This window comes from Runella sp. MFBS21 (genome assembly GCF_029433105.1).
Taxonomy (GTDB): Bacteria; Bacteroidota; Bacteroidia; order Cytophagales; family Spirosomataceae; genus Runella.
The window spans coordinates 128,966-145,303 of sequence record NZ_JARNTW010000014.1; the positions used below are offsets into that span (position 1 = coordinate 128,966).

At 42.6% G+C, this 16,338-nt stretch carries 15 protein-coding genes; 4 read left to right on the forward strand and 11 right to left on the reverse strand.

Going from position 1 to position 16,338, the window contains the following annotated elements:
- Positions 1-132 precede the first annotated feature (132 nt).
- The gene (locus P1X15_RS22665) at positions 133-1,812 is read right to left on the reverse strand and encodes a fatty acid--CoA ligase (RefSeq protein WP_277340425.1); all 1,680 of its coding nucleotides are present in this window, start codon (positions 1,810-1,812) and stop codon (positions 133-135) included.
- A 134-nt stretch (positions 1,813-1,946) separates the two neighbouring features.
- Here P1X15_RS22665 and P1X15_RS22670 point away from each other — a divergent pair, with 134 nt between their 5' ends.
- A complete protein-coding gene (locus tag P1X15_RS22670; RefSeq protein WP_277340426.1) occupies positions 1,947-2,531 on the forward strand; it encodes a DinB family protein in 585 nt (194 codons plus the stop codon).
- On the opposite strand, the gene P1X15_RS22675 is transcribed toward P1X15_RS22670, so the two are convergent.
- The 8 genes from P1X15_RS22675 to P1X15_RS22710 form a co-directional block, all read right to left on the reverse strand.
- Entirely contained in the window at positions 2,528-3,262 is a 735-nt protein-coding gene (locus P1X15_RS22675; RefSeq protein WP_277340427.1) for an SDR family oxidoreductase, read from the reverse strand. The genes P1X15_RS22670 and P1X15_RS22675 overlap by 4 nt on opposite strands.
- A gap of 83 nt (positions 3,263-3,345) precedes the next feature.
- Positions 3,346-3,921, reverse strand: coding sequence for a Crp/Fnr family transcriptional regulator (locus P1X15_RS22680; protein ID WP_277340428.1), 576 nt, complete (start codon positions 3,919-3,921; stop codon positions 3,346-3,348).
- 23 nt (positions 3,922-3,944) lie between these two features.
- The gene (locus P1X15_RS22685) at positions 3,945-4,916 is read right to left on the reverse strand and encodes a DUF2279 domain-containing protein (protein WP_277340429.1); all 972 of its coding nucleotides are present in this window, start codon (positions 4,914-4,916) and stop codon (positions 3,945-3,947) included.
- A complete protein-coding gene (locus P1X15_RS22690) occupies positions 4,844-6,928 on the reverse strand; it encodes a VWA domain-containing protein (RefSeq protein WP_277340430.1) in 2,085 nt (694 codons plus the stop codon). Before P1X15_RS22690 ends, P1X15_RS22685 begins: the two co-directional genes overlap by 73 nt.
- A gap of 83 nt (positions 6,929-7,011) precedes the next feature.
- Positions 7,012-7,758, reverse strand: a complete 747-nt coding sequence (gene fabG, locus P1X15_RS22695; protein WP_277340431.1) for a 3-oxoacyl-[acyl-carrier-protein] reductase — start codon at positions 7,756-7,758, stop codon at positions 7,012-7,014.
- Between the two features lie 83 nt (positions 7,759-7,841).
- Positions 7,842-8,417, reverse strand: a complete 576-nt coding sequence (locus tag P1X15_RS22700; RefSeq protein ID WP_277340432.1) for an SIS domain-containing protein — start codon at positions 8,415-8,417, stop codon at positions 7,842-7,844.
- Between the two features lie 58 nt (positions 8,418-8,475).
- Positions 8,476-10,023, reverse strand: a complete 1,548-nt coding sequence (locus P1X15_RS22705) for a maltokinase N-terminal cap-like domain-containing protein (protein WP_277340433.1) — start codon at positions 10,021-10,023, stop codon at positions 8,476-8,478.
- A 26-nt stretch (positions 10,024-10,049) separates the two neighbouring features.
- The gene (locus tag P1X15_RS22710; protein WP_277340434.1) at positions 10,050-11,912 is read right to left on the reverse strand and encodes a CocE/NonD family hydrolase; all 1,863 of its coding nucleotides are present in this window, start codon (positions 11,910-11,912) and stop codon (positions 10,050-10,052) included.
- A gap of 48 nt (positions 11,913-11,960) precedes the next feature.
- On the opposite strand from P1X15_RS22710, the gene P1X15_RS22715 reads away from it, so the two are divergent.
- Together P1X15_RS22715 and typA are read left to right on the forward strand one after the other, a co-directional pair.
- Entirely contained in the window at positions 11,961-12,890 is a 930-nt protein-coding gene (locus P1X15_RS22715; protein WP_277340435.1) for a sugar phosphate isomerase/epimerase, read from the forward strand.
- Positions 12,891-13,083: 193 nt separating this feature from the next.
- The gene (typA, locus tag P1X15_RS22720) at positions 13,084-14,898 is read left to right on the forward strand and encodes a translational GTPase TypA (protein ID WP_277340436.1); all 1,815 of its coding nucleotides are present in this window, start codon (positions 13,084-13,086) and stop codon (positions 14,896-14,898) included.
- Positions 14,899-15,081: 183 nt separating this feature from the next.
- Here typA and P1X15_RS22725 read toward each other — a convergent pair whose 3' ends face one another.
- Positions 15,082-15,294 (reverse strand): hypothetical protein, encoded by a 213-nt coding sequence (locus P1X15_RS22725; protein ID WP_277340437.1) that lies wholly within the window; start codon positions 15,292-15,294, stop codon positions 15,082-15,084.
- Positions 15,295-15,332: 38 nt separating this feature from the next.
- The gene (locus P1X15_RS22730; protein ID WP_277340438.1) at positions 15,333-15,593 is read right to left on the reverse strand and encodes a hypothetical protein; all 261 of its coding nucleotides are present in this window, start codon (positions 15,591-15,593) and stop codon (positions 15,333-15,335) included.
- Between the two features lie 160 nt (positions 15,594-15,753).
- On the opposite strand from P1X15_RS22730, the gene P1X15_RS22735 reads away from it, so the two are divergent.
- The gene (locus P1X15_RS22735; RefSeq protein WP_277340439.1) at positions 15,754-16,287 is read left to right on the forward strand and encodes a DinB family protein; all 534 of its coding nucleotides are present in this window, start codon (positions 15,754-15,756) and stop codon (positions 16,285-16,287) included.
- The last annotated feature ends 51 nt before the right edge of the window (positions 16,288-16,338 follow it).

The following is a 16,338-nucleotide window of genomic DNA, read 5'->3' on the forward strand; positions in this document are numbered from 1 at the left end:
CCCCACCAGATTTAAGCATCAAAATTGAGAAAGTAGTTGGTTGGGGTATCGAAAAAGAAACAGAGAGCTGAATAGTCTTACCTCTTCCCCCCACCTCAGGGAATGGGTGGGAGGAAGAGAGGCGTTTCTTTTTTACCCCAAAATCATTTCTTTCATTTCGGCTCGAATGCGTTTTTTATCAATCTTTCCGACTGAAGTTTTGGGAATCTCTGTTACAAGCTTGATGTGGTCAGGCACATACCATTTGTTGATTTCGCCTGCCTCTACTTTGGCTTGCAAATTTGCTTTGATAGTCTCAGGCGTTACTTTGTCAGCATATTCTGGTTTGATAACGACGATGGCGTGTGGACGCTCGCCCCATTTTGCATCCGCAAAACCAATCACCGCCGACTCTGCTACCCCTTCTATTTGTGATAAAAGGTTTTCAATATCAAGTGACGATACCCACTCACCACCCGTTTTGATGACGTCTTTTACGCGGTCCGAAATCGTTACGTAATAGTCTGGGCCAATAGAGGCAACATCTCCGGTATGGAGCCATCCTTGGCTCCAAAGGGTCTCGGAGGCTACTACGTCTTTGAAATACCCTTGGGTCATCCACGGGCCACGAGCCACCAACTCGCCCACGGCTTCGCCGTCATGGGGCAGGAAGTTGCCTTCATCGTCCATGATTCTTAACTCTACAAATGGAGCCACTTTCCCCGCTTTGGTTCTGAAAGGCAATTGCTCTTCAATGCTCAATTGAAGCTGTTCATCATTAAGGTGCACCACCGACATGATAGGCGCTGTTTCGGACATACCATAGCCTTGGGTGATATTGATGCCTAATTCTAAAGCAGCTTTGGCAAGCCCTTTGGTGAGTGCTGAGCCACCGATGAGTACTTTCCATTGACTCAAATCCACTTGCTTGGCCACAGGGCTATTGACTAGCATGGTCAAAATCGTGGGTACACAGTGCGAGAAAGTTACTTTTTCTTTAAGTAAAAGTTTCAGCAACATTTCGGGCTCGTATCTTCCCGGAAATACTTGCTTGAAATTGAGCATCGTAGCCAATAGCGGAAATCCCCAACCATGTACGTGAAACAAAGGCGTAATCGGCATATATACATCACGGTTATCAAGCGGCAAAGCTCGATACCCTGGAAAATACGACATCAGGCAGAAGGTGTGCATCACCAACTGACGGTGCGAAAAATACACTCCTTTTGGATTGCCCGTTGTACCCGTCGTATAGAAAGTAGTGGCTAGGCTATTTTCGTCAAAATCAGGAAAATCATATTGATCTGATGCTTTGGAGAGCAAGTTTTCGTATTCACCAATCGTCTTAAAAGAAGTGGGAGTAAGTGAAGCCTCTGGGTTTTGGTATACTTTATCACTCACCACAATAAACTTCTCGACAGTGGTCAGTTGGTCTTTTACTGCTTCCACAATCGGGAAAAAATCTTCATGTACTATCACGAATCTATCTTCGGCATGATTCATTGTATAAAGAATCTGAGCCGGAGAGAGACGTACATTGATGGTATGAAGTACTGCTCCAATGCAAGGAATCGCAAAAAAACACTCCAAATAACGATGACTGTCCCAGTCCATTACGGCTACGGTATCGCCAGCCTTTACACCTGCTTCGGTAAGTACATTGGCAAGCTGACGCACACGTTTATCGAAGGCAAGGTAATCCATGCGATACAAATCACGATAAACAATCTCTCTCTGTGGATTGTACCTAGTTACTTGCTCAAAGAGCATTTTTATAATCAATGGCGGGTCATAGGCCGAGGGCGTACGGGGAACAATTCTGGTCTGAATCATGGATTGGTTAAAGATTTGTTGTTTGGGTAAAGTTATGTTTTTTCTTTGAATAGAAACAAAAAAAGCACACTAATTAGCTATATGCATTAGGCGGTAGGCGATAGGCTTTTTTAGTAAAAAGCTTTACTTGCTTATTGATAAGACTAATTTTAGTGGCTACCAACATTGTTCATAATCCCTTCATTTTGATTAGATTTGAACTTTTGTGGGAAAATCTCCTTTATCTTCTTAAAACCAAACAAACCTATCTATTTAACATACACCTTATGATGGCTATTATTGAAAAAATTGGCAATGTACGTCGTTTTCTATTGAATCAAATTAGTGATTTGTCGCCCGAACAACTCAATGAAATTCCGAAAGGATTCAACAACAATGTAATCTGGAATTTGGCGCATCTTGTGGTGGCGCAGCAGTCGCTTTGTTATTTACGGGCTGGCCAACCTGTAGTCATTGACGAAAGATATATGCCTCTTTATAAGCCTGGTACTAAACCTGAAGGATTGGTAGATGCCTATGAAATTGAAAAAATCAAGGACATGATGTTGAGTACCCTTGATACGCTCAAAGTAGATTATGCCAATGGCGTTTTTGACAATTACCCAGTTTCATCCATCCGTTATGGTGAAATGGCTAGCATCGACGACGCACTCCAATATGTGCTATTTCATGAAGGAATTCATTTTGGATACATTATGGCGTTGAAAAAACTCCTCTAACTATTCTTCAATATTTTATCGGCTACTGAGGGCGCGATTCTTTGTAAGAATCGCAGCAGTTTCGTTTTGCCTATATTGATTTCGAACTGGTCTTTTTGGAAGCTTTTCATAAACTCCTCCACTAGTTGCTGTGGACTTATTTTTCCTTTACCTCTTCCTGCGGTCATGGGCGTTTCGACCAAGGCCGGAATGATTTCAAAAACCTTGACCGAGGTTTCTTCGAGTTGATACCGAAGTGCTTTGGTACCGATATGAATTGCGGCTTTGGTCGCACAATAAATCGGCGCCGATTTTTTTGGTGCAAAGGCCAAGCCCGAAGAAACATTGACAATCGCCGCCCTAGGCTGCTTAAGTAACAATGGTAAAAGCCCCTCAATCAACTGAAATACACTCGTAAAATTGGTATGGATTTCAGAAGCAATTTTGTCATATCCTACCTTCTCAGAAATAAAGGAATAATTATACTGAACGGCAGCGTTATTGATAATCAGATTGAGCGACGGATATTGCTTACTACACTGAATGATAAGTTGTTGAACAGAACGCTCCGATGCCAAATTACATACAATAGTATCGATTTTGGGAAAACGTTGTTTGGTTGCTTGCAGTTGGGCTTGGTTACGAGCCGCTACAATGATGACATTGTTTAATTCATAAAAACGAGTAAGAAGCTCAAGACCGATACCCGAAGTACCACCTGTGAGTAAGATTGTGTTGCCGTGGGTTTGCATAAGAGATTGATTTTGGATGAGTTATGATGTCATCACAAAACTATCGACCTGCTTTGCCAAAAGCATTTACATAGGTAAAGAAATCATCTACCCGATATTTTTTTACGAATGCGGCTCAGTTGGGTGGGGCTGACTCCCAAATAAGAAGCAATGTGATATTGAGGAATCATTTGCTCTAATCCAGGATATTGATTTTGGAAAATTTCGTATCGCTTTTCGGCATCGAGCAATACGAGGTCTATCTCTCTTTCTTCTTTTTGTACAAAATAAGCTTCTGCAAGTTTGCGAGCGATTCGCTCCAAATCACCATGATTGTCGTATAGAGCGGTGAGTTGCCGAAAATCGGTTGTCAATATTTCACAATCTGTCAGGGTCTGTAGTACAATAGTAGTGGGCTTGTGGGTAATAAGAGAAGCATAACCTCCTATAAACGAAGGGGTAACAAAAAAATGTTTGTTGTATTCTATACCCTCACTCGTCCGATAAAAAGCCCGAACCACACCTTTGCGGAGAAAACCAATTTGGGTAGCTATTTGCCCTTCTTGCAGAAAAAAAGCACCTTTTTTGAGGAATGTTTCTTCAAACAAAGGTTGTACTGCTCTCCACGTATTGTCGGATAGCGGTGAAAAATGGTTAAAAAATTGGTACAAATCTTTCAAAGCAGCTAAAAATTGTTGACTTTTTAGAAATATAACCAATGACCTTTCCAGCCATGTCTCTGATTAAATTCAAGGGTTGGGGCAGGTACTTTAAGGGTATTAAGCATAAAAAACAAGGTCTTAAGGGCTTTATGACGCGTCGGAATCCGACGAAAATCCACATCCAACGACAAATAAAACTGCCGATATGGATTGTAGCCTAAGGATTGGCTTTTCTCAATTTCGGCTCCTACCATGTCGTGGATGCCATAGCCCAACGATACACTTAGCCATTTGGGTAGTCGGGTATTGGGCGCAAACGACGATACATTCACTGAAAACCAATACGTTTGGCCATTGTAATCTTTGAGCCACTGCTCACTGAAGTTTCGTCCTAGCAGTTCGGGGCGGACTTTGGCGAGATTGGTGGGATAAAAAGAAAATTTGGGTTGAATACGCTCTTCTCCCCAAAGGGCATACTGAGCTAAATACATAGAAGGACCTACGATATTGGCGAGCATATCGCTGGGCGAAAACCCATAAGTAGGATATTGAAAACCATCGAGTATTTCGATAGGGGTCAAAAACAAAAAACCCGACAAGGCACCATACAAGGCTGCTTGGCGATTGGTAATCCCAGTTTTTTTATAAATCACCGCCGTATGACGACAAATCTGATAGGCCGTAAAAAAATGACCTACCTTATCGATTTGCAACCACTCGTGAGAGTCGTCGTTGATACTAAACCTTGTGAAAGGTGTTTTGTACCAAGCTTGACTCAAACCATAAATAGAAGCACTATAAGCCAACGACTCCCCCGCCAATATCCACCGCAAAGCCCGGTAATTGGGACGTGGAAGACTGTCGGATTGTGCTTTAACACTGTTGTTACAAACTAGAAAAAACAGAAGAAAACAAAAAAAATAGTGGATATTTCTCACGGTCAATAACTGCCCTGATACTTTCTTATGCCCCATTCCAACGTCGCTAAAAGCAAGAGTAAGAAAAACAACCATTTGTTTTGAATCAGCTCGGAGAGGTCTTCGGTACTATCTAAGCGATCAGGGGCTTTGTTTTTTATTAAATAATCCTTCAAACTTTCGATTTGCTCTCCTCTCACAAACTGTCCTCCCGACTGCTGTGATAATGATCTCAACATGCCGAAATCGGCGGTAAGGTTAAGAGATTCGAGGGCTAAATCTCTCACAATAAATTGCCCGGTTACATTTTCGATTTTATTGTTGAGACTGGTGGTAGCTTTGTATTGATACACTCCCTCGGTAAGCCCACTCAATTCAAATCTCGAATTGCCTTCTGCATTGGTGTAAGTATAGGCTTGTACTTTGTTGCGCTCGTCCGTAATTTCGAGGCGGATACTTTGCCCGTACGTTTTCTCATAAATATCATTATACACTTCCGTTTCGAAAGTTACTTTATCGCCTACATTGTATTCGTTGGCAAGTGGGTAAATCCTAAATTTTCGTTTATCGTCTTTGACCGAAATCAATTGGATGATTTTTTGAAGTAACTCGTCAACCGCTTCTTGTTTGTCGGTAAGGGCATATTCTTCTAAACGCCATTGCCAAATACCTTCTCCTGCCAACACGGCCGATTTGCGAGCACCACCTGTGTTAATCACCAAAAGAGGTTTGTTGGTTTTGAGATTTCCTACATTTTGGTATAGTACCACCTCACTCCCTGGCATAAGACGATATTCGCCAAAAGGTACGGTAAGGGGTGGCATTTTTTCTAAAATAGTTAATTTTTCAGGGTCCAAATTCAACAATCGGAAATTGGGGTTAAACCTTCCCGAAACTTTGTCGATTTGACCTGGATTTGCACTGATACTTAAAGCCGAATTGAGCTGACTTGTTTTGGTAGTATTGGATTGAGTTCCTAAAATAAAAAATACGGGAGTATTGTCGCGCTGAAGATAGCGCTGTAAAATATCACCACCTACATTAAACAAATCGGGGAGTTGGTGGAGAACGATTAGATCGTATTTTTTTTCAGGATAGGTTTCCGAAGAAGGATTCAACCCAAATATTTTCACATCTACCTCATAATTAAGGTTTTTCTCCAAAATCGTACGAATCGCCTTAATGTCAGGATGAGTAGCAAGGGCCAATAAAAGTACTTTCTCTTTGCCGTCGATGATATCGATATACACATCGCGGCGATTGTTGCGCGGGGTGAATTCGCCTTTAAGGGTCTCAATCTCAATCACATAGTGTTGAACGCCTTTTTGGGTAGAAGTAGTTTGGAAGGTGATTTGTTTAAAATCTTCTTTTTGTCCAAAAGTCACGCGTTGACTTGAAATAGTATTGCCGTTTTGACGTAAAGATATGGTAGCTGTTTGTCCTTGAAAACCACTAGCTACTATATCAGCCTGAATCGGGAATTGGTTGCCTAGGTAGGCGATTTTATTAACGGCAATAGCCTTGATACTCAAGTCACGTTTGGGAAGGGTATCACCCACGCCCACGCTGTGAATTCGAAACGGGTATTGTCCATAAGTGGGCGAAAGACCTTGGTTGCTAATACCATCGGTGAGCAAAATCACGTCGGTAAGGTTACGCCCTTCGTAGTTGCTTTTTGCCCCACTAAGTAAGCCCGACAGATTGGTAGTGGGACGGTCAAAACGGAGTTTGGTAATGTCTTCTTGGTAATTTTCGCTATTGAGCGTTTGGACAGCCACCTCTATTCCCTCGTCGGTTAGGGTTTCGCGAAGTTTGTCTAAAGCCTCTAAAAACGTAGGAGCATAATTTTTGACAGACTCAGAATTATCAATCGCCAATACGACCTTGGGGCTATCAGTAAGGGTTTGAATGCTTCGCAAGAGAGGATTGAGCAGCAAAAAAGCGATGATACTTACCAATGCCCCCCGCAAAATGGCCAACAGGATGTTGAGGTTTTTGCTCCAAATGGGTTTGGGTTGGTAAAGGAAATATGCATAAGCCGCTCCCAACAACAGGCAAAGCCCTACGTACCAAGGTGAAGTCTGAAAGATAATTTCGTTTAAGAGCATTTTCTATAATGGCATTAGACATTGGACAAACTGAGCAAATACCGCTTCGGCTGTCCAATGTCCAGCGTTAAGGGTCAATAAGTTTACATTACCATTCCACCATCCACTTGCAGTACTTGTCCTGTAATATATTTAGACAAATCTGATGCCAAAAATACGGCACTATTGGCGACTTCTTCTGGCTGACCGCCGCGTTTGAGCGGAATACTTTGTTTCCACTCTTCCACAGCTTTATCGTTGAGTTCACCCGTCATTTCGGTTTCGATAAAGCCAGGAGCTATGGCATTGGAACGAATATTGCGCGAGCCTAGTTCTTTGGCAACTGATTTTGTAAATCCGATGATACCCGCTTTGGAGGCTGCGTAGTTGGCTTGTCCGGCATTTCCGGTAAGTCCTACTACTGATGTTATATTGATGATTGACCCACTTTTGGCTTTCATCATCACCCTCGTTACGGCTTTTGTTAAATTAAAGATTGATTTTAGATTAACGCGAATTACCTCATCCCATTGTTCTTCGGTCATTCTCATTAATAGGCCATCGCGTGTAATGCCCGCATTGTTGACCACTACATCTACTGTGCCAAAGTCGGCCACCACTTGGGCGATGAGCTCTTCGGCTGCTTTAAAATCAGAGGCATCAGAGCGATATCCTTTTACCTTGGTGCCAAATTGTTGTAGCTCTTCTTCAAGGGCCAAGCCTTTTTCTACACTTGATAAATAAGTAAAAGCTACTTGTGCGCCTTCTTGGGCAAATCGAGTAGCAATAGCTTTGCCGATACCCCGAGAGGCACCTGTAACGATAGCTACTTTGTTTTGTAATAGAGACATTTATTTATTTTTACGGGTTGTGATATTTAACTTAGGGAGCACTATATATATAGTTTACGCTTTTTATCATAAATCTCGCCCCTTTATTTCGGAAATACATTGGCCTCCACAATCTCACACATGATGTGTCCGAGCAAGATATGGCATTCTTGGATACGGGGGGTATCTTTGGAAGGAATATTAATCAAAAACTTACTGATATCTTTCATTTTTCCGCCTGTTTCGCCCGTCATCGCAACCGTAATCATTCCTAGCTCGTTGGCTACTTCCAAGGCTTTGACTACGTTGGTAGAATTGCCCGAAGTCGAGATACCTACCAATATATCGCCTTCGCGTCCCATGGCTTGTACAAGGCGCGAATAAATCACATCATAGCTATAGTCATTTCCTACAGCCGTCACATAAGAAGAATTGACATGAAGGGCTTCCGAAAACAAGGGCGGACGGTCGTAGTAGAATCTTCCGCTAAACTCTGCGGCGAGGTGTTGGGCATCGGCGGCACTGCCACCATTACCACAAAAAAGCACTTTTTTACCGTTTTGGAAGGCAGTAGTCATGGCTTCTGCTACTTGTGCAACGGTACCGAGGAGGGCTTCGTCGGCCATAACTCGGATTTTAGTATCAATAGAGGCTTGAACGATAGCTTGGATGTTGGTCATTAAAATACGTTGTTTAATCAGGGGGCAAAAATAGCAAAATTGCGAACTCTCCGAAAGATTAAAACTTACGAGCAGCTCCTAAGCGGCTAATTCTTACCGAAGATTCTTTTAATTTTTCGATTTCTCGAATCACTTCTACGATACCGCGCATCGGGATTTTGACCCACGACGGTCGGTAGCTAATTTCATAGCCTAGTTCGTAAACGGCTTTTTCGAGCAAGAAAAAGAGCAGCAAAAAGTTGATTTCGATTTGACTTTTAAAAAGTGGATGAGGCCAGCCAAAAGTTTCTAAATAAGATTCGATGTAGGTATCGCGCATAAGTTTATACCACCGGTCGGATACAATCTGTAGTTTTTCGGATGAAATACCCTGCGTTTCTCTACTTTCAAAAAGTTTAGCGCTTACTGCATAATGATAACTCCTGATCATCCCCGCCACATCTTTGAGAGGGCTATGTTTGATTTTACGGTCTGCAATGCTTGCTTCGGGTTCCCCTTCAAAATCAATCAAAATAAAATCACCGTCTTGGGTCAATACTTGTCCTAAGTGATAATCACCATGAATGCGGATGCGGAGTGATTCGAGAGGGCGGGTGAGCATTTCATGGGCAAATTCGTCAATCAACTCGCGCGCTTCCATGAATATCCACGCAAGTTGTTGGGTAGATTCGTCGAGCTTTTGGTAGTTTTCAATCAATAACGCATAGCGGCGGTCGAGCAAATCGGTAAGGCGATTGACCAAAAAATGCCGATAAAATTCATCAAAAGGCTCAGGTGCAAATTCTGCGGAAGCTTCGGGCGCAAAAAGCCCTTTGTGCATTTCGCCCGTACGTTTGCCCAACAAAACTACTTCATCAAATACCTCTTCTTTGATTCCAAAAAGCCCCTGCGGCACGCCATACATAAAGTCATTGAGGAAATCGCCCGTCAAAGCCCAGTTGTCTTTGTTGGTATTAATGGCCTGTTGCATCATGCCCAAAGTGATGTCTGGTAAGTCGTGGCGTTTCCAAGTGACACTACCCGCGTAAGCTGGAATGTGTTTGAAATCGGAATGTTGGGTCAAAAAACTTACCATTTCTACTTCGGGGTTAGTCTGGTCAAATAGCTTTCTGTATAACTTCATAAAGTATTTGCCATCAAAAAGCATCGCAGAATTGCTCGAATCTACTGGCAGCACTCTGCTTTCTACTTCATGAGAATCCGCCTCCGACAGTCCTTTGCCTCGCTCAAAAAACAAACTATTGGCTTCCTCTGATGAAGGAAGGCTGTGGTTATGATAGATATTGCTAAAAATGTGGTGCCGAAATTGTGCATCATAAATGGCATCGATAAATTGAGTCTGCTCCGATTTTTCGAGGATACCTTTCTCTGGTATCTCTATCGCCGCACTTAATTGGCTCAATGGAAGCTGATAAAACTCCGAGGGACCGTCATGATAAGTAGTTTCGACAATCAGAATGAGGGCATTACCCAAAGGCAATTGCTGACGGATATGAAAGCTATCCTGAGCGCGTGCTTTGCCCGCAAACCATCGGCAGGTGTTAAAATAAACAGGAAAAACAATATTTTCTAAATGACTGATTTGGGATACGTTGAGTGTGTTCATTATGATTTAGGGCTTAATAATCAATGCTATGGTTTAATAGCCGACATGTGCAAGTGCGAATCGTTTTTGGGGGCATGGTAGATTCTGATGGTTGCTTTCTGAAAATCTTTTTCATCGGCCTCGCTGATATTCATGAATTTTTGGGGATTTCTATCTACCAACGGAAACCAAGAACTTTGAATCTGTACCATTATTTTGTGCCCTTTCTTAAAAGTATGTAACACATCTGGCATACGCACTTTTACGTCAGTGATTTGATTCGCGACAAAAGCTTCGGGCTTTTCAAAACTATTCCTAAATTTTCCTCTTAGTACTTCTGCTCTTACAAGTTGCTGATAACCAGCCAAGGTGATGTTTTTAGGGTTGGGGCTTGGGGCAGGTGTATCGTCGGGAAGTACGTCAATCAATTTTACAATAAAATCGGCATCACTCCCCGTGGTAGAGGCAAAAAAATGAGCCGTAAGCGGGCCTGCCAATGTAACATCTTCGGTGAGAGGTTCGGTTTCATAGGTAAGCACATCGGGACGACGAGCGGCAAAACGCTGATCTTCTATCATATATTGATTGTTGCGACGTGCAAAAACTCCGTCGGTATAAGGAACAGGTTTGTGCGGGTCGCTGATGTATTCATCAAATCCCTCCGCATTGGCAACTTCTTCCCAAGTAAGTTTGCCATTGGCCTGAAAATGTAATTCTTTGGCTTCGCGGTTTTTGGGTGGCCACGTCTCAAAAGTTTTCCATTCATTGGTGCCTGTATCAAAAACCGTGGCTTCGGCGGCGTTCCATTGTCCTTTGTCTTTTAGATAAAAATTAAAAAACTTCAATTCCAATTCTTCCTGAAAGTACTTGGCGGTGTTGGAACCAAAATTGAGATTGCCAAAACTAGACCAATCTGGCCGCGACCAAGCACCATGCGTCCACGGCCCCATAACAAGCTGATTTTTATTAGAAGGAGTTTGCTTTTCAATAGCTTCATACGTCCGTAAAGCGCCAAACAAATCTTCGGCGTCAAACCATCCTCCTACTACCAAAGTGGCAGGTTTGACGTTTTTGAGGGCTGTACGGATATTGCGCGATTTCCAATACTCATCGTAGGTTTCGTGTTGGAGGTATTCGTTCCAAATCCGCCCTTTATTGTTGAAATACGCGGCATTATTGGCATTCTTAAGCGGGCCAAGTTTCAAGAAAAAATCATAGGCATCTTTGATTTTGGCACTAAACAGAGGATTATAATTGGCAACGGGTTGACTGGGTTGGGCGTCAAAATAGCTCAAAAAACTAAAGTTGTCCATGAGAAAAAAAGCACCATTGTGACGGGCATCATCTCCCACAAACTCATCCGTAACGGGCGCTTGGGGCGATACTGCCTTGATGGCAGGGTGAGCATCGGGCAAGGAAGCAGAAGCATAAAACCCTGGGTAAGATATTCCCGTAATCCCTACGCGCCCGTTGTGTTGAGGTATGTTTTTGAGAAGCCACTCTACGGTATCATAGGTATCAGTGCTTTCATCGGTGTCTTTGGGTGTTTTTTTGGAAAACTGATGAGGTGTCATTTCTTCAAACTTTCCTTCGCTCATGTAGCGTCCTCTCACATCTTGGGTCACAAAAATATACTTCTCTTCCGAAAGCAATTGACTTGGGCCGGGGCCATTTGTGGTGTAGTTTGTTTCGCCATAAGGCCCTGCCGAATAAGGTGTACGCTCCATCAAAATGGGGTATTTTTGACTGTTGTCTTTTGGAATATAAATGACAGTGTACAGCTTCACGCCATCACGCATCGTAATTTGTCGATCCCATTTTGTATAATTATCCTTTACAAAATTAGAAGATTGGCCATGGCTGTTTGCCAACAAAATAAAAAAGAAGAAAGCGGATAAAAGGGTTTTCATAGAGTATTTTCGAATACAATTGATGTTTTGACAAAAGTAGGATAAAACATGAGTTACACACCAATTCCCCCTCAAAAAATGGACACACAATCGCAGCGTAGAAATTTCATCAAATCGTTGGCAATAGGTGCATTAGGTTCGCTTGGTAGTGAAGCGGCACAAGCCCATACGGTGGCTACGCCCAAACGTCTTAAGACAAGTCTCAATGCTTATTCTTTCAATGCGCCTCTCATGAATGGCAGCATGAATCTTGATGACCTCATTGATTTTTGTGCAGAAATTGGCTTCGATGCGGTAGACATCACGGGATATTATTTTAGAGGTTATCCTCAAGTACCGAGCAACGAATACATATATCATGTCAAAAGAAGGGCATTTCGGCAAGGATTAGAAATAAGCGGAGCGGGCGTGAGAAATGACTTTACCCTTTCCGACAAGGAAAAAAGAGAAAAAGAAGTACAACTTGTAAAAGCATGGATTGAAGTAGCCGCCAAACTAGGTGCCCCCGTATTGAGGATTTTTTCAGGAGTGCAAAAAAATGAAGGCGTAGCGCGAGAGCAGGTACAAGAATGGATGCTGGAATCTATTGACGCCTGCGTAGCCTATGGCAAGCAAAATGGGGTGATTATCGGATTACAAAATCATGCTGATTTTATTCAAACAGCGCAGCATGTTATTTCTGTTTTTGAGGCGATTGAGTCCGAATGGTTTGGGCTTATTCTGGATACGGGTAGCTACCGTATCGGAGACCCTTACCAGCAAATACAGCAAACCATACAATACGCAGTAAACTGGCAACTGAAAGAAAAAATCTTTGTAGAGGGGCAAGAAGTAGATACCGACTTAGAGCGAGTCATTAAAATGATAAAGCAATCCGATTATCAAGGATATGTACCTATCGAAACCCTCGGCCCCGGTGACCCTAAGGTAAAAGTAGAAGCGATGTTGAGGAAGGTGAAAAGTTATTTGTATATTTGAATTATTCCGATAAAAAACTGCTATTTTCTTCTATTTTGTGTACTTAATATTGTACTCATCTGTGTTTTTGATAAAATAGTTGTACCTTTGCGGGTCTTTTTGAAGACAAGTTAATTGTTGAAAATTAATCGTTTAGCTAACCTAAAGCGAATCTTTCACAATTGACAATAACACAGTTAACAAAACAACTCAAATGCAAAGCATCCGCAACATTGCCATCATTGCGCACGTTGACCACGGTAAAACCACTCTTGTGGATAAGTTTATCCACTTTTCAAAACTGTTCCGTGAAAACCAACAGTTTGACGACCTCATTTTGGACAACAACGACCTCGAACGCGAACGGGGTATTACTATTGTCTCTAAAAACGTATCAGTACGCTACAAAGACGTAAAAATCAACATTATAGATACGCCAGGCCACGCCGACTTTGGGGGTGAGGTAGAGCGTGTACTCAAGATGGCCGATGGCGTTGTGCTTTTAGTAGATGCTTTCGAAGGACCTATGCCCCAAACTCGCTTTGTATTGGGCAAGGCTTTGCAATTGGGACTCAAAGTGGTATTGGTCGTAAATAAAGTAGATAAACCCAACTGCCGCCCCGACGAAGTACACGAATCGGTTTTCGATTTGATGTTTAACTTAGAGGCCAACGAAGATCAGCTTGACTTCCCAACCGTTTTTGGTTCTTCAAAACAAGGCTGGATGGGGCCTGATTGGCAAAAACCTACCGATGATATTTCTTATCTTTTGGATGTCATTGTGGAGCATATCCCTGCGGCACCTGTCAATGAAGGGGAGCCTCAAATGCAAATTACATCTTTAGATTATAGCTCTTTTGTTGGGCGTATCGCCATTGGTCGCGTGCATCGTGGTACTTTGAAAGAAGGTGCTCAACTGGGTCTTTGCAAATCAGACGGAAGTGTAAAACGCGCTCGTATCAAAGAGTTACAGACTTTTGAAGGGCTAGGCCGTCAGAAAGTAAGTGAAGTTTCTTCGGGTGATATTTGTGCCGTGACAGGTTTGGAGGATTTTGAAATCGGAGATACCATCACGCTTTACGAAAATCCAGAGCCGCTTCCTCGTATCTCAGTAGATGAGCCTACGATGAATATGTTGTTTACCATCAACAATTCACCTTTCTTTGGTAAAGAAGGCAAGTTTGTAACTTCACGTCACTTGCGCGATCGCTTGTTTAAGGAAATGGAGAAAAACCTTGCCTTGCGCGTAGAGCCAACCGATACTGAAGATAAATTTTTGGTGTTTGGGCGCGGAATTCTTCATTTGTCGGTATTGATTGAAACCATGCGCCGCGAAGGTTATGAACTACAAGTAGGGCAGCCACAGGTGATTTTCAAACAAGATGATCGTGGACAACGTCTCGAGCCGATTGAGATGCTAGTGGTAGATGTACCCGAAGAATCGGCTGGAAAGGTAATCGAGCTCGTGACTCAACGCAAAGGAGATTTACTTGTGATGGAGCCACGGGGCGATTTGCAACATTTGGAGTTCGATATTCCGTCGCGCGGGTTGATTGGACTTCGTTCTAATGTATTGACAGCTACGCAGGGAGAAGCGGTAATTTCTCACCGTTTCAAATCTTATGAACCTCATAAAGGGGCGATTCCTGGGCGTATCAATGGTTCGATTATTTCGAAAGGAACTGGCCCTGCTACTCCTTATGCCCTCGACCGTTTGCAAGAGCGTGGTAAGTTTTTTGTAGATCCAAGCGAAGAACTTTATATGGGTATGGTAGTAGGTGAACATAGCCGTCCTGGAGATATTGTGGTAAACCTGCAAGAAACTAAGAAATTGACCAACATGCGTGCTTCTGGCTCAGACGACAACGTTCGGATTGCACCCAAAATCAATTTCTCATTGGAAGAATCAATGGAGTATATCCAAAAAGACGAATACCTAGAGGTAACCCCTCTTACGCTTCGTATCCGTAAGATTTATCTTGACGAAAACGAGCGTAAGCGTTATTCAAAAGATTTGGAAATGGCTTAGGCTTTTTCATCCACATAAAAAATCCCCCTCTTGCTCATCAAGAGGGGGATTTTTTTATAAATACAGCCTAATTCAAGCGGCTTTTCTTCAAAATTTTAGGATGCCTATTTCAGTTTGATTCCCTGACAACCCACATACAGATAACAGATATACAGCTACTGGATGATAACAGCTGTGAGACTCCTAATGTTTGGGACAATCACAAGCATTGCGCTTACGAAATAGTCCCCACATAAATCCTTTGCGCTGACGATTACGCTTACGTTTTCGAAGCAAAGACTTTTCGGAAGCGGCTTCTACGGTCGCTTTTTGATTTGTATTGACTTTGGCCTCTGCTTCAGGGGCGTCTACTTGCAAAAGGACAATGGTCAGAATGAGCCAAACGCTACGTTTCATGATATTTTATGTCTAATTCAAAAAGTTAATATGCTTTTTTACCAACGTCTACGTCCCGAACGATAGTCGCGATGACGATGTCTACTTTCATATCGGGGGCGATAATTATAACGTGGAGGAGCTACATATACCCTTGGCCGGACCACCATAGGAGGCGGTACAACCCGCGCATATGGCCGAGGAGCATAATAGCGCGACCCATAATAATCGGGACGCCCACGATAACCTCCGTAAAAACAACTACTCAAAAAAGTAGTTAATGCGATAAAGGTAGCTAAAAGAGTGATTCGCGATTTCATAGCATGTCAGAGTTTGGTATGTAAATATATAACGTTTTTTTGTTGATTTTCTTTCTAATGACAGTTTAAAATGTTAATACCCTCATCTTTAGGAAAAGAGTTTTTTTATTTTTGGAAGATATTACTAATATAACTTAATCTGTACCTTAACTTTTATCTCATGAAACAACTATGTATCGTATTGGGCTTGGCCACTTTGCTGATTTTGGCAAACGCCACCACCAAGCCTGTAGCCAACGTGGCGCAAGCCGTGAAAGATTGGGAACGTGCCAAGGAGTACACCAAAGAGTATTTGGATGCGATGCCTGAAGATGGCTACAAACTCAAACCCACCCCAGAGATTCGTTCTTTTGCGGAGCAAATGATGCACCTTGCGGATGCAAATTTCGGATTTACGGCTGCGGCTACTGGCAAAGCAAGCCCTATGGAGAGAGGAGCTGCCGAAAAAGCTGCTGCTACAAGTTCTAAAGAACAAGTAATCAAAACCGTAATGGATAGCTATGACTTTGCTATCAATGGCTTGAAAGGAATGAGCGATGCCCAACTCGGAGAGACTATGAAGCTTTTTGGACGGGATATGACCCGCGAAGTAGCCTTTGCCAAGTGTTTTGAACACCAAACCCACCACCGTGGTCAAACCACTATTTACCTTCGCTTGAAAGGTATTAAACCCCCAAATGAAAAACTGTTTTAGTAAAAACAGTATTTGATAGCTCGCTTTTGTAAGGGCTTATATCAAACCCTT